Origin of the sequence: Streptosporangium sp. NPDC023963 (assembly GCF_040639135.1) — a bacterium.
Lineage (GTDB): Bacteria > Actinomycetota > Actinomycetes > Streptosporangiales > Streptosporangiaceae > Streptosporangium.
The window spans coordinates 252,072-273,705 of the sequence record NZ_JBEZZK010000005.1; the positions used below are offsets into that span (position 1 = coordinate 252,072).

A 21,634-nucleotide genomic window follows, 5' to 3' on the forward strand; every position below is an offset into this window, starting at 1 on the left:
GTCACCGCGGAGTATCTGTACATCATGACGATCGACCAGCTCGACGCCCGGCTCATCGCCCTGCTGGCGGCGGAGCCCCGGCTCGGGGTGCTGGAGTGCTCGCGGCGGCTCGGCGTGGCCAGGGGGACCGTGCAGGCGCGCCTCGACCGGCTGGTCGCCCGCGGGGTGGTCACCGGGTTCGGCCCGGACATCGCCCCCGCGGCGCTCGGCTACGACGTGACCGCGTTCGTGACCCTGCAGATCCGCCAGATGAGCGGGCACGATCCGGTCGCCGACCAGCTCGCCGCCATTCCCGAGGTGCTGGAGGTGCACACGATCACCGGCGGCGACGACATGCACTGCCGGGTGGTGGCGCGCAGCAATGCCGACCTGCAGCGGGTAATTGACCTGATCGTTGATGTCCGGGGCGTGGTCAGGACCTCCTCGGTGATCGCCTTGGACACCCCTGTGCCATACCGTGTTCTGCCTTTGGTGGCCGATGTCCCGCGCAAGGGGAAGGGCTAGCCGTACCATGCCAAGCAGGGGCCAGACACCGTTATCCATCGTTTACCCTTAACGGTCCGCAACCGTCGGGGGTCAGCGGCGGGTCCTATCGGGGGGTCACGCGTGTTAAAAGGCGGGACGGGCAGTCCCAGGAGGAAGCTCCTGAGGATCACACTCGTCGTCTTCGGCGTGGGGCTGATCTCGGCGATCGGCCTGCTCGGGGTGGTGTGGGCGATCACCCCCATCCCCGACAGCACGCAGCCGAGGGCCACCGCGCAGGGGTCGGTGATCTACTACCGGGACGGCAAGACCGTGCTGGCCAGACAGGGCGTCAACCGCAAGAGCGTGGCCCTCGACAAGGTGCCGCAGAGCCTGCGAAACGCGGTCATCGCCGCGGAGAACCGCTCCTTCTACGAGGACCAGGGCGTCTCCCTCTCGGGTACCTTCCGCGCGATGTGGTCCACGGTCAGCGGCCAGCAGCTCCAGGGCGGCTCCACGATCACCCAGCAGATGGTCCGCAACTACTACAGCGGCCTCAGCCAGGAACGTTCCATAATCAGGAAGCTCAAGGAGGTCATGATCTCCTTGAAGGTGGACCAGTCGAAGTCGAAGGACTGGGTGCTGGAGCAGTATCTCAACACGATCTACTTCGGCCGGGGTGCCGACGGGGTCCAGGCGGCGGCCGGAGCCTACTTCGGCAAGGACGTCGGCAAGCTCACCCTCGCCCAGGGCGCCTACCTGGCCGCGGTGATCCAGCAGCCCTCCAGGTTCGCCGACCCGCAGGGCCCCGACCTCTACGCGGCCAGGGACCGCTGGAGGTCGGTGATCGACGGGATGGTGGCCACCGGGGCCATCACCTCCCAGGAGGCCGCCGAGGTGACCTTCCCCACCCTCCGCAAGCCCAAGGCGATCTTCGCGCCCAAGGGGCAGGAGGGCTACATGCTCGACCAGGTGACGGCCGAGCTCAAGAGCAGGGGATACACCGACGAGGTCATCAACCAGGGCGGACTGAAGATCGTCTCGACCTTCGACAAGAACCTGATGGCCGCCGCCGAGCGCGCCGTCACCTCGGTCCTGCCGGACGGCACCCCCAAGAAGGTCCGCACCGGGCTCGCCGCCGTCGACCCCGCCACCGGTGAGGTCGTGGCCTTCTACGGCGGGCGCAGCTACGCCGCCAACAAGTTCGACAACTCCTTCTCGGCCAAGGTGCAGGCCGGATCGACGTTCAAGGCCTACACGCTGGCCGCGGCCCTGGACAACGGCTTCGGCCTCGAGACCAGGGTCAACGGCAACTCGCCGCTCCGGATCGCCTCCGCCGACATCCCCAACTCCGGCGGCTACTCCTACGGCGAGGTCAACCTCGTGAAGGCGACCCAGAGCTCGGTGAACACCGCGTTCGTCGACCTCGCCCAGAAGGTCGGCCTGAACAAGGTCGTCAAGGTCGCCGAGCAGGCCGGAATCCCCGCCGAGCAGCTCGCCCCGCACCGGGGCGCCGCCACGCTCCCGCTCGGCGTGGCGTCGGTGAGCGCCGTCCAGAACGCCTCCGGCTTCGCCTCCTTCGCCGCCGAGGGCGTCCACCGCGAGGCTCACGTGATCCGCTCGGTCACCGACGCCGAGGGCAAGGTCGTCAAGAGCTCCACCAAGGGCAAGCGCGCCTTCGGCGAGCAGGCCGCCGTCGACGCCACCTACGCGCTGACCCAGGTCGTCGAGGCGGGAACCGGCTCCGGAGCACGCCTCTACGACCGTCCCGTGGCGGGCAAGACGGGCACCACCGACGAGTCGGCGGCCGTCTGGTTCGCCGGGTTCACCCCGCAGCTGGCCGTGGCGGTCGACATGTTCCGCGACGACAACAAGCCGGTGACGGTGAACGGCAGCGCCCTGTACGGCGGTTCCTACCCCGCGCAGATCTGGCGGGCCTTCATGACCGAGGCGATGGAGGGCAAGCCGGTCAAGGAGTTCAAGGAGCCGTCCAACTACGGCTACTCCGGCTCGTACGGCGGCTACGGCCCCGACGACGAGTACGGCGACGAGCAGGGCGACGGCCAGGACCGGAGCACACCCGGCCCCGACGAGACGGGCACTCCCGGCCCCGACCAGAGCACCACCCCCGACCAGGAGACCCCGGGGCCCGACCAGCCCACGGCCCCCGAGGACACCGGCGAGGGACCGGGCGGTCCCGGCGACGGCCCCGGACCCGGCAGGGGTGACGACCCGGACGGGAGCGGCGGCGACGGGAGCGGTGACGACTTCGGCCTCGACGATCTGGGCCACCGGCTCGGCGACCCCATCCAGGGCGACTGACGGGACCCGGGGCGACCGGCGAGGGGCCGGGCGCGGTCACGCGGACGGCGCCCGGCCCGGCGACCCCGTTCAGGACGACGGCCCCCGGCCGCTCCGGCGGTCCCCGCCCGGGTCCCGGCGGCCGCCGCCCGGTCCGTCACGCCAGGCTCGTCACGCCCGGTCCGTCACGCCCCGCCCGCCAGTTCGGCTCGCAGGGCCGCCGGGGTGGTGACGGGCATCCTGCAGGTGAAGCCGCGGCACACGTAGGCAGCGGGCTCGCCGCCCACCAGGCCCCTGCCGGCCAGGAGCGGGACCTCCCCGGCACCGACATCGGAACCGGCACCGACATCGGAACCGGCACCGACATCGGAACCGGCACCGGCGTCGGAACCGGCACCGGCGGAACCGGGCTCGCCGAGCGCCAGGACCAGACCGGGCAGGGGTGACAGCAGGGCCGCCCTGTGCAGGGCCACCGTCGCCGGGTCGCCCGCCGGGCCCACGATCGCGACCTCGACCGGGCCGGACAGCGCCGCCTGGGCCGCGGCCAGCCCCCACCCGGCGAACCGCGCGTGCTTGTCGGCCAGCACGGTGACCGTGCCCAGGGCGGCCTCGGCCGCCTCCCGGTGCCGGGCCGAGCCGGTCAGCGCGGCGTACGAGAGCAGCGCGCCCGCGGCGGCGAACTGGCCGGACGGGGTGGCGTTGTCGGTCGCGTCCCGGGGGCGCTGGAAGAGCCGCTCCGCGTCGTCGGCGGTGTCGTAGAACCCGCCGGAGCCGTCGGAGAACCGCGCCAGGACGGCGTCGAGCAGCGCCTCGGCCCGCCGGAACCAGCGGACCTCCCCGGTCACCCCGTACAGGGCGAGCAGCCCCTCGGCGAGGTCGCCGTAGTCCTCCAGGACCCCGGCGTTGGTCCCCGCCCTGCCGTCTCGGGAGGTGCGCAGCAGCCGGTCGCCGTCCAGGTGGAGCTCGTCGACCAGCACGGCCGCCGCGCGGGCCGCCTCGACGAGGTCAGGCCGCTCGAACAGGGCACCGGTCTCGGCGAGGGCGGCGACGGCCAGGCCGTTCCAGGCGGCCACCACCTTGTCGTCCCGTCCCGGCCGCACCCGGCGGGCCCGCGCGGCCAGCAGCGCGGCGCGGACCCGGGCGAACCGCTCGGCGTCGCCGGGGCCGGGATCGGCGAGGAGCTGCAGCACCGAGGTGCCGTGCTCGAACGTCCCGGTCACCTCGAACAGCTCGATCGCCCAGAGCCCGTCCTCCTCGCCGAGGACCTCGCGGAGCTCCTCAGGGGTCCAGGCGTAGAACTTGCCCTCCACGCCCTCGCTGTCGGCGTCCAGGGCGGAGGCGAAGCCTCCCTCGGGGGTGCGCATCTCGGCCAGCAGCCAGTCGGCCGTCTCCAGCGCCACCCTCCTGCCCAGGGCGGAGCCGGTGGAGCGCCACCAGTGCGTGTAGACCCGCAGGAGCAGGGCGTTGTCGTAGAGCATCTTCTCGAAGTGCGGGACCACCCACTCGGCGTCCACGCTGTAGCGGGCGAACCCCCCGCCGAGCTGGTCGTAGATGCCGCCCCGCGCCATGGCCTCCAGCGTCCGCCCGGCCATGGACGTCGCCGCGTCGGCGGTCGCCCGCCGCTCCCCGTCCCCCGTGTCCCGCGCGGTCCCGGCGGCCGCCGCGCCGTAGCGCAGCAGGAACTCCAGGGCCATCGACGGCGGGAACTTGGGTGCTCCGCCGAAGCCGCCGCGGACCGGGTCGAAGGACTCGGCCAGGCTGTGCACGGCCCGGGTGAGCGTGTCCGGCGTGGGCAGCGGCCCGGACGGCAGCGCCGACCGTTCGTTCAACGCCTCCACGATCTTCGAGCCCTGCTCCAGCACGGCCTCCCGCTCGTCGGTCCAGGCGCCCGACACCCCGGCCAGCAGCCGCTGGAACTGCTGCCTGGGGAAGTAGGTGCCGGTGTAGAAGGGGTGGCCCTCCGGGGTGGCGAAGACCGTCATCGGCCACCCGCCCTGACCGGTCATGGCCTGGGTGGCCGCCATGTACACCGCGTCGACGTCCGGCCGCTCCTCGCGATCGACCTTCACGTTGACGAAGCGCTCGTTCATCAGCGCGGCCGTGGCCCGGTCCTCGAAGGACTCGTGGGCCATCACGTGGCACCAGTGGCACGCCGAGTAGCCGACGCTGATCAGCAGCGGCACGTTCCGCCGGACGGCCTCGGCGAACGCCTCCTCGCCCCATTCGAACCAGTCGACGGGGTTGTCCGCGTGCTGCAGCAGATATGGGCTGGTCGCGTCCTTCAAGCGGTTCATGACGACCTTTCTGCGTACGCGGTGCGTGCGTCCTCGTCGCGAGGTGCGCGGAGGTTGCGCGTCGCGGTTGTACCCACACGATCCTCCTCACACTAAACCGGGAGAGGGGCGAGGCCGCGAGCATGGGCGGGCGGCCGAGATTTTAGGCCGCGGATGACGTGCGCGGGTGCGTCGCTCCCGTACGCCCGCCGGTGGCTCTGGTGGGGTTTGCCGGGGGACCCCCGCGGTGCCCTTCTCCTCGGCGGGCGGCACGCGGCTCCGAACCGGCCTGACCCGTACGTGAGGCGGACAGGACTAGCCGGGCGCGAGCCGGGAACGAGGGGGCCGTGATGCCGAACAGGTCTGCTGGGAAGATCGACACCGGGCGGATCGCCGTGCCGGGAACGATCCTGGGCATCGGGCTGGGAGGGTTCGTCGACGGCATCCTGCTGCACCAGATCCTGCAGTGGCACCACATGCTGACCAGCACGGACACCGACAACATCGGGGTGAGGTACTACCCGGCGGACACCGTTCCCGGCCTGCGGATGAACACGCTGTGGGACGGGCTGTTCCACGCGTTCACCTGGCTGGCGGTGCTGATCGGCCTCGGCCTGCTGTACTCGCGGGTCCTGCACTCCCGCGGCCGGGTGTGGAGATCGCGGGAACTGTGGGGCTGGATCCTCGTCGGGTGGGGGGCGTTCAACCTGGTGGAGGGCATCGTCGATCACCACCTGCTGGGCATCCACCACGTGCGGACCGGCCCGTACCAGACCTGGTGGGATCTGGGATTCCTGCTCCTGGGCGCGGCGCTGGTGGCCGGCGGGTGGCTGCTGCAGCGTGGCGGCGGCCCGGTCGAGCTGTGCGACGAGGGCAGGCGCGCCCCCGCCGCGCCGACGTCGTGATCGCCCCGGCGCCCGGGGTCCACGGGGTCCACGAGCACGGCGGTGGCCTGGTGACGGCGCTGCCGCCGGCGGTCCTGGCCGTGCTGGCGGGCGGATACGTGCTGCTGGCGGCGCGGCGCGGCCGCGAGCCCAGGGGCTGGAGCCGGTGGCGGACGGCGGGTTTCGTCGCGGGCGTCGCGCTGGTCGCCGCCGCCGTGGCCGGGCCCGTCGCCGCGCTCGCCGAGACGGACTTCCGCGGGCACATGCTGCAGCACCTGCTGATCGGCATGCTGGCGCCGCTGGGCCTGGTGCTCGGCGCCCCGGTGACGTTGCTGCTGCGCTCGCTGCCGCCGGTCCACGGACGGCGCCTCGTCGCCGTGCTGCGCTGCCGGGCGACGCACCTGGTGGCCGACCCGTGGATCGCGCTGCTGCTCAGCGTGGGCGCCATGGTGGCGCTGTACTGCACCCCGCTGTATCGGATCGCCTCCACCGGCGCGCTGCCGCACCACCTGGTGCACGTGCACTTCCTGCTGTCCGGCTGCCTGTTCGCCTGGGTGATCGCCGGTCCCGACCCGGCGCCGCGGCGCCCGCCGGTCCCCCTGCGGCTGGTCGTGCTGGGGGTGGCGATCGCCGTGCACGCCACGCTGTCGCAGCTGATGTACGCCGGGCTCGTCGTCGACGTGCCGGTGCCGGTCGCGCAGCTGCGCGGAGCCGCGGAGATCATGTACTACGGCGGCGACATCGCCGAGCTGCTGCTGGCCTTCGCGCTGGTGAGCACCTGGCGTCCCGTCCGGGCCCCCGCCCCGCGCCGGACGCACGCTCCGGCCGCCGCGTCCGGCGCCTCCTGACCCCTGCCGTGGCTCCCCGGACGGACGCGGTGCCCCGGGTGCGTGAGAGTGACACCGGGCGGGAAGGTGTGTTCACCGCGCTTCCGGCGTAGGCTCACTGGGCGTGGATCTCGACTTCGTGTGTGTGCACGCCGGAAGGGCGGCTTCCGAGCTGACCCGGCGTGATGTTGCCCGTGCGCTGCTCGCCGTGCCGTCCGGCGTGGCACTGGTGGCGCTGCCCGATCTGAGGCGGGCGCTGCTGGCGGCGGGCAACCCGCTGTCGGTGCCCTTCTGGGACTCCGCGAAGGCGACGCTCAGCGCGATCGAGTCCGGCGGCGCGACCGTGGGGGACGTGCAGCGCTGGATGGAGTCCACCGGCACCGAGCCGCTCCTGCTCACCCCGAGCTTCTTCGTCTGGCCCGAGGAGGACGAGCGAGGACCGGTCGGCGAGGAGATGTTCCACGGGCTGGTCGCCTATCTGGAGGAGCGGGTCGCCGCCGGGGAGATCGATCCGGACGCGCTCGCCCGGGGCGACGAGCAGGCCAGGGAGGCCTACGCGGATCTCCAGGAGCGCTGGCTCACCGGGCCGCTGCCCGACGGGCGGATCCCCGGAACCGCGGTCTCCGACGAGCAGGACGAGGAGCTGTTCGCCGCCTGGGACGAGGAGGAGGCGTTCGCGCTGGCCGAGCTGCGGCGCATCCTGGCCGAGCTGCCCGACCCCGAGCGGCCCGTCAGGGAGCTGCGGGCCGCGGCCACCCGGCTGCGCGAGGTGCTGGGCAGGCCCGGCTATCCCGGCAACGTGCTGCGGGCCTGCGCCGGGTACGAGGGGGAGCCGCTGCCGGCCGACGACGAGGAGCTCTGGCTGACCGTCACGGCGGGCATCGCGGGGCCGATCTCCGACCTGCCCGACGAGGAGGACCGGCTGGAGGTCTTCTCCGACCTGGACGGGGAGCTCAGCCACGAGGACTCGGTGCTTGCCGCCCTGTGCGCGATCCATCACGCCGACTGGCTGGCCGTGGTCGCCGCCCTGGCCAGGCGCGGCCCCGGGGTGCTGGCGTCGCCCGAGCGGATCGCCAGGCTCATCGCCGAATCGGAGGACATCGACGTCGATCTGGACGAGCCGGAGGACCTGGAGGCGGCCGAGACGCTCTTCAGCTCGGTCACCCCGCTCTGGGCGTGCCTGGGGATCGTCGACAGGACCGAGGTGCTCACCTCGCTGGGCCGCTGGGGGCTGCCCAGGGCACTGGAGCGCGCCTGGTCCTCGACCGACACCCTCGGCGACTGACGGGCGTTCCCGTACGGCCCCAGGAGGCCGTTCCCGTACGGCCCCAAGAGGCCGGGAAGAGGCTGCGGCAAGAGGCCGGTGAGCCGCCACGGTCCGCGGTCGCGATCTGTGGTCGCGCCCTGTGACGACGGTCCGTATGACGACGGTCCGTGACGGCGACCCTTGACGACGGTTCGTGACGGCACCGTCCGCCGATCGGCGGACGGTCCGGCTCTCGCGCGGCTCCCGGAGGGGAGCCGTAAGGTCAGGCCTCCTCGTCGAGGAGGTCGAGGTAGCCCTCGGGCACCAGATCCTTGTACTCGGGGTGGCGCCGGATGTAGCGGGCGATGAACGGGCAGAGCGGCACGACCGACCGGCCGGACGAGCGGCTCGCGTCGAGAGCCGCGGAGGCCAGCCGGCCGCCCAGGCCCTTGCCCTCGTGCTCGGGGAGGATCTCGGTGTGGGTGAAAATGATCTTTCCGGCGCGCAGGCGGTACGCGGCGAATCCGGCGACCCCGCCGTCCAGCAGGATCTCGAAGCGGGAGGCTCCGGGGTTGTCGGAGACCTCGATGTCGTCGGCCATGGTCGTCCTTGCTCGCTGTCGGGGTTTCGGCCCGGCGGATCCCACCCCTCGCGCGTGTCGCGCGGTGGCCGGTCGGAGCCGTGGATCCGGCGGGGCCGGGGGCTGAACCGTGGATCCGGCGGGGCCGGGGCTAGGGAGCGGTCGGCGTCGTGGTGGTGCCGGCGTCCTTCCGCTCCCTCAGCTCGGCCTCTGAGGGGACCTCGATCCTGGAGATCTGCTTCCTCATCGACTTGACCAGCACGTACAGGGCGAACCCCAGGCCGGCCACGACGAGGAAGCCCAGGAGACCCGGGCTGACGTCACCTTTGGTGACGGTGTCGAATGCAATCACATGTCAAGTTTGCCACCGTCACCCCATGGTCGCGTCAGTGGCAGGCGTGCGAGACCGAGTCGGCCGGGACATCCGCGTGGACACCGGTGAACAGGTCGTCCTCGGGAAGCTCGACGTCCACGAGCGACCGGGCCAGGTGGTAGTCCTCGGTCGGCCAGATCTCGCGCTGCAGGTCACGCGGGCAGACGAACCAGAAACCGTCCGGGTCGACCTGGGTGGCGTGCGCGAGCAGCGCCTCGTCGCGGAGCTCGAAGTAGTCGCCGCAGGGGACGCGGGTGGTCACCGGCCACTTCTGCGGGCGGTCCTCCCAGCGGGAGATCCACTCGGCGTACGGGGAGCCGATGCCGCGGTCGTTCATCGCCTCGTGCAGCGCCTCGAACCGGTCCTTGGTGAAACCCATGTGGTAGTAGAGCTTCAGGGGCTGCCAGGGCTCGCCGGCGTCCGGATAGCGGTCGGGGTCGCCGGCCGCCTCGAAGGCCTCGACCGAGACGCGGTTGGTCATGATGTGGTCGGGGTGGGGGTAGCCGCCGTCGTCGTCGTAGGTCAGGATCACGTGCGGCCTGAACTCGCGGACGGCCGCCACCAGCGGCTCCGAGGCGATCTCCAGCGGCTGCAGCGCGAAGCAGCCCTCGGGCAGCGGCTCGCTCTCGTCCTCCGGCAGGCCGGAGTCGACGAACCCCATGAAGCGCTGCCGCACACCGAGGATCTCCCGGGCGCGCTCCATCTCCAGGCGCCGGACCTCGCCGATGTTCTCGAGAATCTCCGGGCGCTCCATCTTGGGGTTCAGGATCGACCCGCGTTCGCCTCCGGTGAGCGTACAGACCAGTACGTCCACGCCCTCGGCCACGTAGCGCGCCATGGTGGCGGCGCCCTTGCTCGACTCGTCGTCGGGATGCGCGTGAACGGCCATCAGCCTGAGCGGTGCACTCACGGGCTCGGTGTCTCCTTATGTCGGTCGCGCGTCGGATCGTCGCCGGTCGCCTCGCGGACGGCCCGCCTGGCCGTGTCTTCCGCTCCGCTCGACGTGGTGCCCCGCGCGCCCTCGGCTTACGTCACTCTAGGGAGAGGTTAGTTTCTCTTGGGCGGTCGCGAGGGCGAGGCCCCCGCAGGGGACAATTGTCTCGGATAACACCGAGGTAGTGCAGGGAGATTCCGTCATGGCCACCAGCGAGGCCGAGAAGGGCCGTCAGGACGGTCCTGTCCTCGGCACCCCGGGCGACTTTCCCGACCGCCCGGAGCGCAGGGGGCGCTTCGTCGTGCACGTCGTGATCGCGATCCTCTGCGCCGTGTGCGCGGGGGGATGGGGCTACGTGATGTGGGCGGCGAAGGGCAACACGGAGGTCATCGACCAGGTCATCGCGTTCGACACCAGTCGCGGCGATTCTGCGCAGATCACCTTTGAAGCGGTCAAACCATCCGATCGCGCGGCGCTCTGCCGCCTGCGGGCCACCGACGTCCGCCACGTCGAGGTCGGCAGCAAGGAGGTCAATATTCCGGCTGGTGAGGGGTATGTTCGGCTTACCGAACGGCTAGAGACCAGTGCTCCCGCAACTTCGGTCCACGTCCAGTACTGCTATCTCGTATAGTGAGACATTTGGGGAGGCGGTAGAGGGGTTAACTTGTTAGCCTTTCGAAATTCGACCGACCGCAACCCCCCAAGCACCAAGCACGAAGCCCCCGAGGAAGCAAGGAGAACCCGTGGCCGACTCCCACAGCGAGAGCGTCACCTGGCTCACTCAGGAGGCGTACGACCGCCTGAAGGCTGAGTTCGAGCACCTCTCGGGGCCCGGGCGCGTCGACATCGCCAAGAAGATCGAGGCGGCACGCGAGGAAGGCGACCTGAAGGAGAACGGCGGCTACCACGCCGCCAAGGACGAGCAGGGCAAGATGGAGGCCCGCATCTTCCACCTCCGCCAGATCCTGGACAGTGCCAAGGTCGGCGAGGCGCCCCGCACCGAAGGTGTGGTCGGTCCTGGAATGACGGTCACCGTCCGTTTCGAGGGCGACGACGAGGAGGTCGCCTTCCTGCTGGCCTCCCGCGAGGAGAGCGGCGCCCCGATCGACGTCTACTCGCCCAAGTCGCCGCTCGGTGCGGCGATCAACGGCAAGAAGATCGGCGAGAAGGCGACCTACACGATGCCGAACGGCCGCTCCAACACGGTCGAGATCCTTGAGGCCGTGCCGTACATCGGCAACTGACCTCCCCATACTCCGATCGATTCGCTGATCCGCCGGGACGGGCGTCCCGGCGGATCGCCGTGTGTCAGAGGAGCCGGCGGAGTTTCGAAAGTCGCGCGGCCACATTGCAGATAGGGCGCTTTTCGATGGGTTTGCGTGCATTGGAGGGCGCTCTACGGCACCCTCGTAGGGCTGGAGTCCGCGGGGAAGGGGAGATGTCGTGTTCGATCGGCGGCCACGTGTCTCCGACCTGATCCGGGAGGCCCGGCAGGATCTCGCCTACCGCCCCCGCCTCCGCCACAGCCACCGCACCGCCCGCCTGATGAGGCGGGTCGTCCCCGTCCTGGCCGTCCTGCTCGTCGGCGTGCTGGCCACCGGCCTGATGGTCTTCGCCCAGATGCCGGAGGCCGAGCCGGAGACGATCACGATGCGCAGGTCCGTCGCCACCCTGCCGACCCAGGTGGCGAAGCCCGCCCAGGGCGGGCCGGCGACACCGGAACCGGTGGCACCGCTCACCTCGATGCGGCAGCCGCACCTGTTCGTCGTCGCGCACCGGCCGCTCAGCGCGACCGTGGTCGCCAGGATCGCCCAGCTCTCCGGGGTACGGGCGGTGGAGCGGGCCGACGCCGCGGAGGTGGTCCTGGACGGCAAGCCGGTGCAGACGCTCGGGGTGAACCCCTCGACGTTCCGCGCGTACACCCCCAAGCCGACCGCGCGCTCCGACAGGCTCTGGCGGAACGTCTCGGCGGGGGAGGTCGCCGTCTCCTTCGTCCTGGGCAACGACGGGGGCATGCCGCTGGGCAAGACCTTCACCACCGCCGGGCGCAACCTGCGCGTGGGCGCCTACGCCACGATGGGCATGGGCGCCATCGACGCCGTGGTCTCCCGGCCGACCGCCCGCGCCCTGGGCATCCCGGAGAACAACGCGCTCGTGGTGAGCGCGCCGAAGGCCGACTCCGCGAAGCTGCGTCTCACCCTCCTGCGCAACCTCCCCAGGGGATCGCAGGTCGCGGTGATCAACCCGGTGCTGAAGGCCCCCGGCAAGACCGCCGGCGAGACCGTCGGCAAGGCCGTGACCTGGTCCGCGAGCTCCTTCATGACCGCCCCTCAGATCACGACCGCGCTCACCGCCGCGATCGGCAAGCTCGGCCGCCCGTACGTGTGGGGCGCCGAGGGCCCTGACACCTTCGACTGCTCGGGCCTGGTCCAGTGGGCGTACGCGCAGGCGGGGATCAAGGTGCCCCGGGTGACGCACCAGCAGTTCGTCTCCGGTCCCCAGATCCCGCTCTCCCAGGCCCAGCCCGGTGACCTGCTGTTCTGGCGGCACGACCCGACCAACCCCGGTTACGTCTCGCACGTGGCCATCTACTGGGGAGGCGGCAAGATGCTGCACGCCCCCAGGACCGGCGACGTGGTCAAGCTCGTCCCCGTCACCACCCGCAACTTCGCCGGGGCCGTACGGATCAGCCCGCAGGTCGCCGCCCGGGTCCGCTAGCCCGCTCCCTCCGTTCCCACACGTCCCACACGTCTCACACGTCCCTGCGGGGTTACGCCCGAGTGCGACGCGGAACGATGCTGGCCTCGTTGGATGAAGCGTTGTAATCTAAATTACATGGAAAAAGATGAAGCGGTGGCGAAGCTGCGCGGCTGGTTCGCGGGGAGGCTGCCCGAGGAGTGGTTCGAGGGCGGGCTCGAGATCGTGCTGGACCGCGAGGAGATCGCGGTGGTCGGCAGGCTCCGGGCTCCCGCGCTCGACGACGACGTCTCGGAGGTGGAGCGCTCCGCCGCCATGGAGGGCGGCATCCTGCGTTTCCGCGAGGAGACCAGGGAGCGGCGCGTCGAGATCGCGCTCGAGGCCGAGCAGCGCTTCCGCAGAAAGGTCTCCTGGGGGGTCGCCGTCGGTGACAGGACAGTGATGTTCACCACACTCTCGGTGCCTGTCATGACCCGGCTCAAGCAGTCGGAGCGCCAGGTGCTCGACACCCTCGTCGCGGCCGGGGTGGCCCGCAGCCGCAGTGACGCGCTCGCCTGGTGCGTGCGCCTGGTGGGCAACCACACCGACACCTGGCTGGCGGATCTGAGGGACGCGCTCCAGCACGTCGATCGCGTCCGGGCGGCGGGCCCGGACGTGAATTCCTGAGCCTGGGCAGCGGAAATGACCAATGAATTGGTCTGAACCTGTCCGCCGATTGGTTTAGACCTTTCTCATTGGCCTATACCACTGCCGGGGCGGCTTTTTTAGATTCACTTCTTTTGGGTAGGGGTTTCAAAACCTTGCGTCTCCTGCCAGGCCATACGCCGTAGGAGGCGCCGGGCCTGGAGCGCCGTGACGCGCGACCGTGCGAATTCACTGGTCTATGCCAATTGGATTGAGCGCGGTTCGTTCGTCAATGATGTTTTGGCCCGGAGAAGTGTAAAGGAGCCCCAGTAGTGTCCGTTACCGTAGATGTCACCGCCGTCAGCCCGACCAGCCATGAAGAGCTCGCCGGGTGGGTCAAGGAGATCGCCGAACTGACCCAGCCGGACCGGATCGAATGGTGCGACGGCTCCGAGGCCGAATGGACCCGCCTGACGAACCTGCTGGTCGAGCAGGGCACGTTCACGCGTCTGGCCAAGCGACAGAACAGCTTCCACGCCACCTCCGATCCCAGTGACGTCGCCAGGGTCGAGGACCGGACCTACATCTGCTCCGAGCGTGAGGAGGACGCGGGGCCGACCAACAACTGGATCGCCCCCGCCGAGATGCGCCGTACCTTCGGCGAGATCTTCAAGGGCAGCATGCGCGGCCGGACGATGTACGTGGTGCCGTTCTGCATGGGTCCCCTGGGCGGTGAGATCTCCCAGCTCGGCGTGGAGATCACCGACTCGCCGTACGTGGTCGTGTCCATGCGCGTCATGACCCGCATGGGCGACGACGCCCTGCGGCTCATCGAGGAGCGCGGCGGCTACGTCAAGGCCGTCCACTCGGTCGGCGCCCCGCTGGAGCCCGGCCAGGAGGACGTGCCGTGGCCGTGCAACCCCACCAAGTACATCAGCCACTTCCCCGAGACCCGCGAGATCTGGTCCTACGGCTCCGGGTACGGAGGCAACGCCCTGCTCGGCAAGAAGTGCTACGCCCTGCGCATCGCGAGCACGATGGCCCGCGACGAGGGCTGGCTGGCCGAGCACATGCTCATCCTCAAGATCACCCCGCCCTCCGGGGAGACGCGTTACGTCGCGGCGGCCTTCCCGAGCGCCTGCGGTAAGACGAACCTCGCCATGCTCCAGCCGACCCTTCCCGGATGGAAGGTCGAGACGATCGGCGACGACATCGCCTGGATGCGCTTCGGCGACGACGGGCGGCTGCGCGCCATCAACCCCGAGGCGGGTTTCTTCGGCGTCGCCCCCGGAACCGGCGAGTCCACCAACGCCAACGCGATCAGGACGCTCTGGGGCAACAGCATCTTCACCAACGTCGCCCTCACCGACGACGGCGACGTGTGGTGGGAGGGGCTCACCGACCGGCCCCCGGCGCACCTGACCGACTGGAAGGGCCGCGCCTGGACGCCGGACTCCGGCGAGCCCGCCGCGCACCCCAACGCCCGCTTCACGGTCCCGGCCGCGCAGTGCCCGACGATCGCCCCCGAGTGGCAGGACCCCGAGGGGGTGCCGATCTCCGCGATCCTGTTCGGCGGGCGCCGGGCCAGCGCGGTCCCCCTGGTGACGGAGTCGACGAGCTGGCAGCACGGCGTCTTCGTGGGGGCCAACATCGCCTCGGAGAAGACCGCCGCCGCCGAGGGCAAGGTCGGCGAGCTGCGTCGCGACCCGTTCGCGATGCTGCCCTTCTGCGGCTACAACATGGGCGACTACTTCGCCCACTGGCTCAGGATCGGCCGGCGTGAGGACGCCCGATTGCCGCGCATCTACTACGTGAACTGGTTCCGCAAGGACGACGAGGGCAGGTTCATCTGGCCCGGCTTCGGCGAGAACACCCGCGTGCTCAAGTGGATCGTCGACCGCCTCAACGGCCGGGCGGAGGCGGTACGGACCCCCATCGGGCTCCTCCCCGCCCAGCTCGACACCGAGGGCCTCGACATCTCCGAGGAGGACATGCGGACGCTGCTGAGCGTCGACGAGGAGATCTGGAGGCAGGAGGCGTCGCTCATGCCCGCCTTCTTCCAGACCTTCGGCGACCACCTGCCCAAGGAGCTCTGGGAGGAGTACGAGGCCCTCGTCGCCCGCTTGGGCTGAGTGCCCGCGCTGAGTGCCCGCCTGGGCTGAGTGCCCGCCTGGCCCGGACGCCCCCGCCTGGATTGAGCGCCAGGCCGGACCGGGTGTCCGCCCGGGCCGGGCCCCGCCCGGGTTGATCGCCCGGCCGGGTGCCCGGGCCGGGAAAGGCGCGCCCGAGGTCACCGGTCCCGGCCGCGCCGGGGCCGGTGACGTGTACGTGACGTGTATTTCGCCTGGTGACCGACATCTCACCGGGCCGCCGTCGAAGTCGGGTGAAACTTCTGCCAGGCTGTGCGCGTCTACCTGGGTACACGGGACGTCACTCCTGTGGCCCACCTTTCCCCCCGAGGAGGCGGACATGGAGTTCTCGCTGTTCGTCATCGCCTTCGTCGTCGGCCTGGTCATCCTCTCCACGGCCTTCGCGTTGCACCGTGAGCACCGCCGGGTTCGCTCGGCCATGATCGGCCACTACGGCGGGCCACCGAACCCGTACGAGCTCGCCTATCTCTCCGGAGGGCCGCGCCGCGTGATCAACACCGCGCTCGGCCTGCTGGCCAGGGCCGGGGCGATCCGGATCTCGCGAGGCGGCCAGGCCAGCCTGGTCGCCGGGGCCCGGCCGTCCCCCGACCCGATCGAGCACGCCGTCATGGAGTCGCTCCACCAGCGCGGAGGGTCGGCCCCGGTGGGCGAGGTCCGCCGCGCGGTGGCCGAGGGGCGGAGCGTCGACGGCCTGCGCTACCGCCTGCTGGGGCTCGGCCTGCTGGTGCCCGAGGGCGCGCTCGACCACGCTCAGGTGCTGCTGAGCCGGCTCCAGATCACCTCGATCATCGAGGTGGTCGTCGTGGCGGGCATCCTGCTCGCGGGGGCCACCGGGGGATTCGGCACCTTCGCGCTGCTGGTGGGCATGTTCTCGGTGATCGGTGGTTTCTCCGTCTACGCGCGGCAGAAGCGGGCGCTGCGCGACGTTCTGAGTCACACCGGCCACGAGGTGCTCGCCTCCGCCCGCCGGACCTACATACGGGGCGCCCGCCCCGTCGCGCCCGATCTGGCCTTCGCCGTCGGCATCCCCGTCGCCCTGTACGGCCTGAGCGAGCTCGACGAGCCCGGCCTGGAGGAGGAGCTCCAGCGCCAGACCGCGAGCGGTTCGAGCAGCTGCGCCTCGGGCGCCTGCGGCGGCGGTTCGAGCTCGGGGGACGCCTCGTCCTTCGGCGGCGGCGGCGACTTCGGCTCCGGAGGCTGGGGCGGGTCGAGCGACGGTGGCGGGTCGGGTGACGGCGGTGGCGGGTCCAGCTGCGGCGGAGGGTGCGGCGGCGGTTGCGGTGGGTGAGCGGCGTCCGGCCCCGGCTGCGAGGACGGCCGGAGCCGCCGGAGAGGCGGTGGTGACCCGGCGGCGGGCGGGCCTGGGCGGGGGTGCCTCCGATGGCGGCTGAGTCTGTGGCGCTGGGGGTGGGCATCGGCTGGCGGCCGGAGATCGACCTGACCGTGGAGCGGCTGCCCGGGGTCGACTTCGTCGAGGTCATCGCCGAGAACGTCCACCCCGCCCGGCTCCCCGAGTCGCTGCGCGTGCTCCGCGCCCGCGGGGTCCCGGTGATCCCGCACGGTGTCGGGCTGGGCGTCGGCGGTGCCGAGCCTCCCGACCCGAGGCGGCTGGCGCACCTGGCGGACTGCGCCCGCGCCCTGGACGCGCCGCTGGTCAGCGAGCACCTCGCCTTCGTGCGGGCGGGCGGGATGGAGGCCGGGCACCTGCTTCCGGTCCCGCGCACCCGGGCCGCGCTCTCCGTCGTCGCCGAGAACGTGCGGCGGGCGCAGGACGCGCTGCCCGTACCGCTGGCCCTGGAGAACGTCGCGGCCCTGTTCGGCTGGCCGGAGGACGAGATGACCGAGGCCGCCTTCCTCGGCGAGCTGGTGGAGATGACCGGCGTCGGGCTCCTGATCGACGTGGCGAACCTCTATACGAACCAGATCAACCTGGGCCTGTCGGCCACCGCCGCGCTGGACGGCCTCCCGCTGTCCGAGCTGGCCTACGTCCACGTCGCCGGAGGCCACTCCCGCGAGGGGGTGTGGCACGACACCCACACCGCCCACGTCCCGCAGGACGTGCTGGACATCCTCTCCGAGCTGTGCGCCCGGGTCGATCCGCCCGGTGTGCTGCTCGAATGGGACGACGACTACCCCAGCGACGGCGCCCTGGAGGGGGAGCTCGACCGGATCCGCGGCGCGATGGCCCGTGTTTGAGGGCGCGGCCCCTGACGCGGTGCCCGGGGACGCCACCGGCCGGGTTCGGGAGCCGGGCGGCCACGAGGGGCGGTCGGCGGCCGAAAGGGTCCCAGAGACCGCCAAGGAGCGGGAAGCCGCGAGAGAGCCGCTGGAGGCCGGCGGGGGGCGGGATGGTGCCCGGGAGCCGGAGACCGGCGACACGGCGCGTGAGGCGCTCGCCAGGGCTCAGGAGGCCCTGATGGCGGCCCTGGTGGCCGGGCAGGAGGCGCCGCGGGGGTTCGACCGGGAGCGGCTGCGGATCCAGGAGGCCGGCCTGATCGCCAAGCGGCGCAGGACGGTGGCCAGGCTACGGCCCGACCTGGCCGCGCTGCTCGGCGACGGCTTCGCCGGGGAGTTCGACGCGTACGCGAGAGGCCGCCCCAGGCCGCCGGGCGGCTCCCACGCCGACGCCCGCGACTTCGCCGACCGCCTCCGCGCGGCGGGACGGCTGCCGGAGGAGCCCGTGGCCCCCGAGCCCGGCCCCGCGCCCCGCCGGTGGTCGCTCTTCGGCAGGCGCCGCTGAACCGGACGCCGCCGGACCGGTCCCGGACGGGGAACCGCCGGGCGGGGTGTGGCCGAACCGGGGATCACGGGGCGGGGTGCCGCCGGGCCGAGACCGGATCGGGTGCCGTCGAAACTTCTGGTCCTCCCCGTTCGTCCACTGGGTAGTGAACCTCACGCAGGGACGTCATCCCGGAGGCCGTCATGCAGACCGTACTGATCGTCGTCGTCGTGGGTGTCTCGCTTCTGGTGGTGGCCGCGCTGATCGCGCTGCGCCTGGCCGCCCACCCCTCGCGCGTCTACGAGGGGCCCGAGCTGACGCCGTACGAGCTGGCGCTGCTCGCCGGCGGCCGGTCCCGGGTGGTCGACACCGCGCTGGCCGCGCTGACCGCGGGAGGGGTGCTCAGGGCGCGGCGCGACGGGCGGCTGACGCGGGTGTCGGACCAGGTCGGCGTGCTCACCCAGCCGGTGCAGACCGAGATCCTCGACCAGTTCAAGGGGCGGTGGGACGGTGTGCCGGTCTGGGGGGTCAGGGACAGGGTGGCCCAGGGGGCCGCGGTGACCATGCTGATCGCGCGGCTGAGGGATCTGGGGCTGATCGACGCGCCCGGTTCCGGCCGGGCCGACCCCACCCACCCCAACCGCGCGGGGAAGACCGCGCTGGCCCACTACCGCCTGCGCCACCGCGAGGACAGGTCCCTGCCGCCCCGCGCCGGAGGCCATGTCGACCATGACGAGCTGAACATCCTGGGTGTCGCCCTGCACGGCCTGCAGCAGTGGGAGGAGGGGCGGCTGGCGACCGTCCTGTCCATGAAGGGCCCGCCCCCGGCGCCGCGTCGTGGCTCCTCCCGCCGTGGCTCCTCCCGCCGCGGCTCCTCCGACACCTCGGCGGGCACCTACTACTACGGCGCGGGTGGTGACGGCGGGGGCGGCTCCGGCTGCGGGGGCGGGGGCTGCGGCAGCTCCTGAGGAGCCTGTCCGGCCGGGGCCCGGTCGGTTAGGTTGAGCCGGCACATGCCGGTACGTGCCGGCCGAACACATGCCGACGCCTGATCGGGCCCCTGCATCGGAGTGACCGTGGGAAAGTTCGTCGATCACGAGACCTGGCCGCTGCGGCCCGAGGACGAGGGGCCGCACCCGGCGGGCCCCGAGCCGCTGTGGAGCGAGTCCGTCTATCTCGACTTCGCGGCCGAGGACGGCTCGCTCGCCGGTTACGTCCGGCTCGGCCTGTATCCCAACTGGAACCGCGCCTGGTACTGGGCGTGCCTGGTCGGCAGGGACCGGCCCGCGGTGCTGCTGGCCGACCACCACGTCCCGCTGTCCGTCCCCGGTCCTCCCGAGCGGGACGGGGCGGGGACGCGTCCCGGCGTCCACGCGGTGCGCGGAGAGGGGTGCGGAGGGTTCCGGGCCGTCCACGACGTGACCGACCCCATGCGGTCCTTCCGGGTGACCCTCGACGCCGGGGCGGCGGCCGTCCTGGACGACCCCGCCATGGCGTACGGGGACCTCGGGGGCGCCGGGACGACCTCGCTCGCGTTCGACCTGGAGTGGCGGAGCGGCGGCGACCCGTACCCCTACCGCTTCATGTCCCGCTACGAGATCCCCTGCGAGGTCGCGGGGACGATCCGGGTCGGCGGGGGTGAGGAGATCGCCTTCTCCGGGTACGGCGAGCGCGACCACAGCTGGGGGGAGCGCGACTGGTGGCGGCTGTCGTGGCTGTGGAGCTCGGGGCGGCTCGACGACGGCACGTTCTTCCACGGCATGCGCGCCAACGTCGGCTTCGAGATGCCCTGGCCGTGCTTCACGGTCCCGCCGGGCGGTGAGACCGAGGAGCGGGAGGGCTTCACCGCGGCGAGCGAGTTCGGCCCGGACGGCTTCCCGTCCGGGGCGCGGCTGGAGGTGCCGGGCATGCCGATGACGGTCGTCCCGCTCGCCTTCGCCCCGGTCGCCATGACGTCCCCCGACGGGGAGGTCGCCCGCTTCCCGCGCGCCCTGTGCCGGTTCGAGGCCGAGGACGGGCGGTCCGGGTACGGCTGGACCGAATGGCATCAGCCGCCCGGCTGGCGGGGACATGGATGGCGTTGATCGTGTTTTGGCGGACAGGGCCGGGGATACCCTCTCTGAGGTGGGGGGACTGCGTTGTCTTGATGGTTCTTATCTGACCGTTACGCCGGTGGCGTGCCGTGACAGTGTCGGCACGCCGTACGAGATCACCCTGCAGCTGCACCGGGACGGCGCGCTGTACGGGACGGTGGGCGAGCGGTGCGGCTGGTTCCTCACCCGGCTGGCGCGGGGGGTCGCCGAGGCGCGCGCGGGCCACGAGGCCCGGTGGCCCGACCCCGACGACCGCTTTCCCGGCGACACGGAACTGTTCGCCTTTCGTTACCGGGCCAGGAACGGTGTCGTCGGCGGCGGCGAACTCCGCTGCCAACTGCGGACCATCCCGGTCTGGGTCCCGGGGCCGCGGGGGCCCGGCGGGGAGTGGCGGCTCACCAGAAGGGCCTTCCTGGAGGCGTGGGGCGGTGGCGGGGTGGGGATGCGCGCCGTTCTGACATCCTCTGAGCTGGGCGTTTTCGTGGAGGCGCTCGTCGCGGAGGCCGAGGACTGCCTGGGGGCCCGCAAGCCGGGCAAGCCCGCCAGAACCCTGTAGAGGGGGCGGAGGGGTCCGCGGGGCGGCGATAATTGCCTGTCAGTGCCAATTCGTGGCGGGTGCTGAGGGAGGGGCTTCAATGGGCGTGCGCGATCTCGTCTACCGGGTTTACGAACGCAGGCTTGAGGCGAAGCTGTCCCGCCAGCGGGAGATGGCTCCCCGGCACGTCGGCGTGATCGTCGACGGCAACCGGCGCTGGGCGCGCTCGATGGGCATCGACGATGTGAGCCGCGGGCATCGCAAGGGCGCCGACAAGATCTCGGAGCTGCTCGGCTGGTGCCGCGAGGCCGGGGTCGAGGTCGTCACCGTGTGGCTGCTGTCGAGCGACAACATCAACCGCTCCAAGGACGAGCTGGACCTCCTGATGAAGATCATCGAGGACGTCGTCCAGGAGCTCGTGGCCGACGGATGGCACATCAAGCCCATGGGCGCGCTCGATCTTCTGCCCGATCACACGGCCCGTGTGCTCAAAAACGCAAAAGAAGCGACATCACATCGTCCCGGTTTGATTGTGAACGTTGCTGTTGGGTATGGAGGAAGGCGTGAGATCGCTGATGCGGTGCGCTCCCTTCTCCAGGAGCACGCGAGCAAGGGCGCGAGTATCGAGGACCTTGTCGAGGTCCTCGATGTCGAGCACATCGCGGAGCATCTCTACACGCGCGGTCAGCCCGACCCGGATCTGGTCATCCGGACCTCGGGAGAGCAGCGGCTCTCCGGCTTCCTGCTCTGGCAGAGCGCTCACTCCGAATTCTACTTCTGCGAGGCCTACTGGCCTGACTTCCGCAGGGTCGACTTCTTGCGGGCTCTCCGCTCCTATGCCGCGCGGCACCGCAGGTACGGTTCCTGAAACTCCACATGAACGACCCCTTTCGGTCAGTCTTAAGCAGTTGGAAGTCGGGCATTCAGGACGTACCG

The 21,634-nt window shown here is 71.5% G+C and carries 21 protein-coding genes; 17 read left to right on the top strand and 4 right to left on the bottom strand.

Features of this window, described 5'->3' with window-relative positions; genetic code table 11:
- The first annotated feature begins 24 nt into the window (after positions 1-24).
- Both AB0F88_RS18805 and AB0F88_RS18810 read left to right on the top strand, forming a co-directional pair.
- On the top strand, positions 25-504 hold the full coding sequence (locus AB0F88_RS18805; protein WP_362685599.1) for an Lrp/AsnC family transcriptional regulator: 480 nt from the start codon (positions 25-27) through the stop codon (positions 502-504).
- Positions 505-606: 102 nt separating this feature from the next.
- A complete protein-coding gene (locus tag AB0F88_RS18810; protein WP_362685001.1) occupies positions 607-2,784 on the top strand; it encodes a transglycosylase domain-containing protein in 2,178 nt (725 codons plus the stop codon).
- A gap of 164 nt (positions 2,785-2,948) precedes the next feature.
- On the opposite strand, the gene AB0F88_RS18815 is transcribed toward AB0F88_RS18810, so the two are convergent.
- Positions 2,949-5,057 carry a thioredoxin domain-containing protein gene (locus AB0F88_RS18815; RefSeq protein WP_362685004.1) on the bottom strand — a complete coding sequence of 703 codons (2,109 nt, stop codon included), beginning with the start codon at positions 5,055-5,057 and terminating at the stop codon, positions 2,949-2,951.
- Positions 5,058-5,386: 329 nt separating this feature from the next.
- Here AB0F88_RS18815 and AB0F88_RS18820 point away from each other — a divergent pair, with 329 nt between their 5' ends.
- From AB0F88_RS18820 to AB0F88_RS18830, 3 genes are all read left to right on the top strand, one after another.
- On the top strand, positions 5,387-5,941 hold the full coding sequence (locus AB0F88_RS18820) for a DUF2243 domain-containing protein (RefSeq protein WP_362685007.1): 555 nt from the start codon (positions 5,387-5,389) through the stop codon (positions 5,939-5,941).
- Entirely contained in the window at positions 5,899-6,768 is an 870-nt protein-coding gene (locus AB0F88_RS18825) for a cytochrome c oxidase assembly protein (protein WP_362685010.1), read from the top strand. Before AB0F88_RS18820 ends, AB0F88_RS18825 begins: the two co-directional genes overlap by 43 nt.
- Before the next feature lie 103 nt (positions 6,769-6,871).
- Entirely contained in the window at positions 6,872-8,032 is a 1,161-nt protein-coding gene (locus tag AB0F88_RS18830; RefSeq protein WP_362685013.1) for a hypothetical protein, read from the top strand.
- A 244-nt stretch (positions 8,033-8,276) separates the two neighbouring features.
- Here the strand turns inward: AB0F88_RS18830 and AB0F88_RS18835 are convergent, their stop codons facing one another.
- The 3 genes from AB0F88_RS18835 to mca all read right to left on the bottom strand — a co-directional run bounded on the left by AB0F88_RS18835 (position 8,277) and on the right by mca (position 9,856).
- Entirely contained in the window at positions 8,277-8,594 is a 318-nt protein-coding gene (locus AB0F88_RS18835) for a GNAT family N-acetyltransferase (protein ID WP_362685016.1), read from the bottom strand.
- A gap of 130 nt (positions 8,595-8,724) precedes the next feature.
- Entirely contained in the window at positions 8,725-8,925 is a 201-nt protein-coding gene (locus tag AB0F88_RS18840) for a hypothetical protein (protein ID WP_362685019.1), read from the bottom strand.
- Positions 8,926-8,959: 34 nt separating this feature from the next.
- Complete coding sequence (gene mca, locus AB0F88_RS18845; protein WP_362685022.1) at positions 8,960-9,856, bottom strand: mycothiol conjugate amidase Mca; 897 nt, start codon at positions 9,854-9,856, stop codon at positions 8,960-8,962.
- A gap of 226 nt (positions 9,857-10,082) precedes the next feature.
- Between mca and AB0F88_RS18850 the strand changes: the two genes are divergently transcribed.
- From AB0F88_RS18850 to AB0F88_RS18905, 12 genes are all read left to right on the top strand, one after another.
- Positions 10,083-10,511, top strand: a complete 429-nt coding sequence (locus AB0F88_RS18850) for a DUF4307 domain-containing protein (protein WP_362685025.1) — start codon at positions 10,083-10,085, stop codon at positions 10,509-10,511.
- Positions 10,512-10,623: 112 nt separating this feature from the next.
- Positions 10,624-11,124, top strand: a complete 501-nt coding sequence (greA, locus tag AB0F88_RS18855; protein ID WP_344750139.1) for a transcription elongation factor GreA — start codon at positions 10,624-10,626, stop codon at positions 11,122-11,124.
- A 199-nt stretch (positions 11,125-11,323) separates the two neighbouring features.
- Entirely contained in the window at positions 11,324-12,598 is a 1,275-nt protein-coding gene (locus tag AB0F88_RS18860) for a C40 family peptidase (RefSeq protein ID WP_362685029.1), read from the top strand.
- Between the two features lie 117 nt (positions 12,599-12,715).
- Entirely contained in the window at positions 12,716-13,243 is a 528-nt protein-coding gene (locus tag AB0F88_RS18865; protein ID WP_362685032.1) for a hypothetical protein, read from the top strand.
- Between the two features lie 290 nt (positions 13,244-13,533).
- On the top strand, positions 13,534-15,333 hold the full coding sequence (locus AB0F88_RS18870) for a phosphoenolpyruvate carboxykinase (GTP) (RefSeq protein ID WP_362685035.1): 1,800 nt from the start codon (positions 13,534-13,536) through the stop codon (positions 15,331-15,333).
- A 337-nt stretch (positions 15,334-15,670) separates the two neighbouring features.
- Positions 15,671-16,639, top strand: coding sequence for a TIGR04222 domain-containing membrane protein (locus AB0F88_RS18875; RefSeq protein ID WP_362685038.1), 969 nt, complete (start codon positions 15,671-15,673; stop codon positions 16,637-16,639).
- 92 nt (positions 16,640-16,731) lie between these two features.
- Entirely contained in the window at positions 16,732-17,547 is an 816-nt protein-coding gene (locus tag AB0F88_RS18880) for a DUF692 domain-containing protein (RefSeq protein ID WP_362685041.1), read from the top strand.
- 19 nt (positions 17,548-17,566) lie between these two features.
- On the top strand, positions 17,567-18,091 hold the full coding sequence (locus tag AB0F88_RS18885) for a hypothetical protein (protein WP_362685044.1): 525 nt from the start codon (positions 17,567-17,569) through the stop codon (positions 18,089-18,091).
- A 182-nt stretch (positions 18,092-18,273) separates the two neighbouring features.
- Positions 18,274-19,038, top strand: coding sequence for a TIGR04222 domain-containing membrane protein (locus tag AB0F88_RS18890; protein WP_362685047.1), 765 nt, complete (start codon positions 18,274-18,276; stop codon positions 19,036-19,038).
- Between the two features lie 108 nt (positions 19,039-19,146).
- Positions 19,147-20,154 (top strand): hypothetical protein, encoded by a 1,008-nt coding sequence (locus AB0F88_RS18895; protein WP_362685050.1) that lies wholly within the window; start codon positions 19,147-19,149, stop codon positions 20,152-20,154.
- Positions 20,155-20,242: 88 nt separating this feature from the next.
- On the top strand, positions 20,243-20,719 hold the full coding sequence (locus tag AB0F88_RS18900) for a hypothetical protein (protein WP_362685053.1): 477 nt from the start codon (positions 20,243-20,245) through the stop codon (positions 20,717-20,719).
- A 79-nt stretch (positions 20,720-20,798) separates the two neighbouring features.
- The gene (locus AB0F88_RS18905) at positions 20,799-21,566 is read left to right on the top strand and encodes an isoprenyl transferase (RefSeq protein WP_344750149.1); all 768 of its coding nucleotides are present in this window, start codon (positions 20,799-20,801) and stop codon (positions 21,564-21,566) included.
- The last annotated feature ends 68 nt before the right edge of the window (positions 21,567-21,634 follow it).

Excerpts from the sequence above, each read along its gene's own strand:
- AB0F88_RS18805 (WP_362685599.1), top strand. The coding sequence starts at position 25 with ATGACGATCGACCAGCTCGACGCCCGGCTCATCGCCCTGCTGGCGGCG.
- AB0F88_RS18815 (WP_362685004.1), bottom strand. The coding sequence starts at position 5,057 with ATGAACCGCTTGAAGGACGCGACCAGCCCATATCTGCTGCAGCACGCG.
- AB0F88_RS18820 (WP_362685007.1), top strand. The coding sequence starts at position 5,387 with ATGCCGAACAGGTCTGCTGGGAAGATCGACACCGGGCGGATCGCCGTG.
- AB0F88_RS18835 (WP_362685016.1), bottom strand. The coding sequence starts at position 8,594 with ATGGCCGACGACATCGAGGTCTCCGACAACCCCGGAGCCTCCCGCTTC.
- AB0F88_RS18850 (WP_362685025.1), top strand. The coding sequence starts at position 10,083 with ATGGCCACCAGCGAGGCCGAGAAGGGCCGTCAGGACGGTCCTGTCCTC.
- AB0F88_RS18865 (WP_362685032.1), top strand. The coding sequence starts at position 12,716 with ATGGAAAAAGATGAAGCGGTGGCGAAGCTGCGCGGCTGGTTCGCGGGG.
- AB0F88_RS18875 (WP_362685038.1), top strand. The coding sequence starts at position 15,671 with ATGGAGTTCTCGCTGTTCGTCATCGCCTTCGTCGTCGGCCTGGTCATC.
- AB0F88_RS18880 (WP_362685041.1), top strand. The coding sequence starts at position 16,732 with ATGGCGGCTGAGTCTGTGGCGCTGGGGGTGGGCATCGGCTGGCGGCCG.
- AB0F88_RS18890 (WP_362685047.1), top strand. The coding sequence starts at position 18,274 with ATGCAGACCGTACTGATCGTCGTCGTCGTGGGTGTCTCGCTTCTGGTG.
- AB0F88_RS18905 (WP_344750149.1), top strand. The coding sequence starts at position 20,799 with ATGGGCGTGCGCGATCTCGTCTACCGGGTTTACGAACGCAGGCTTGAG.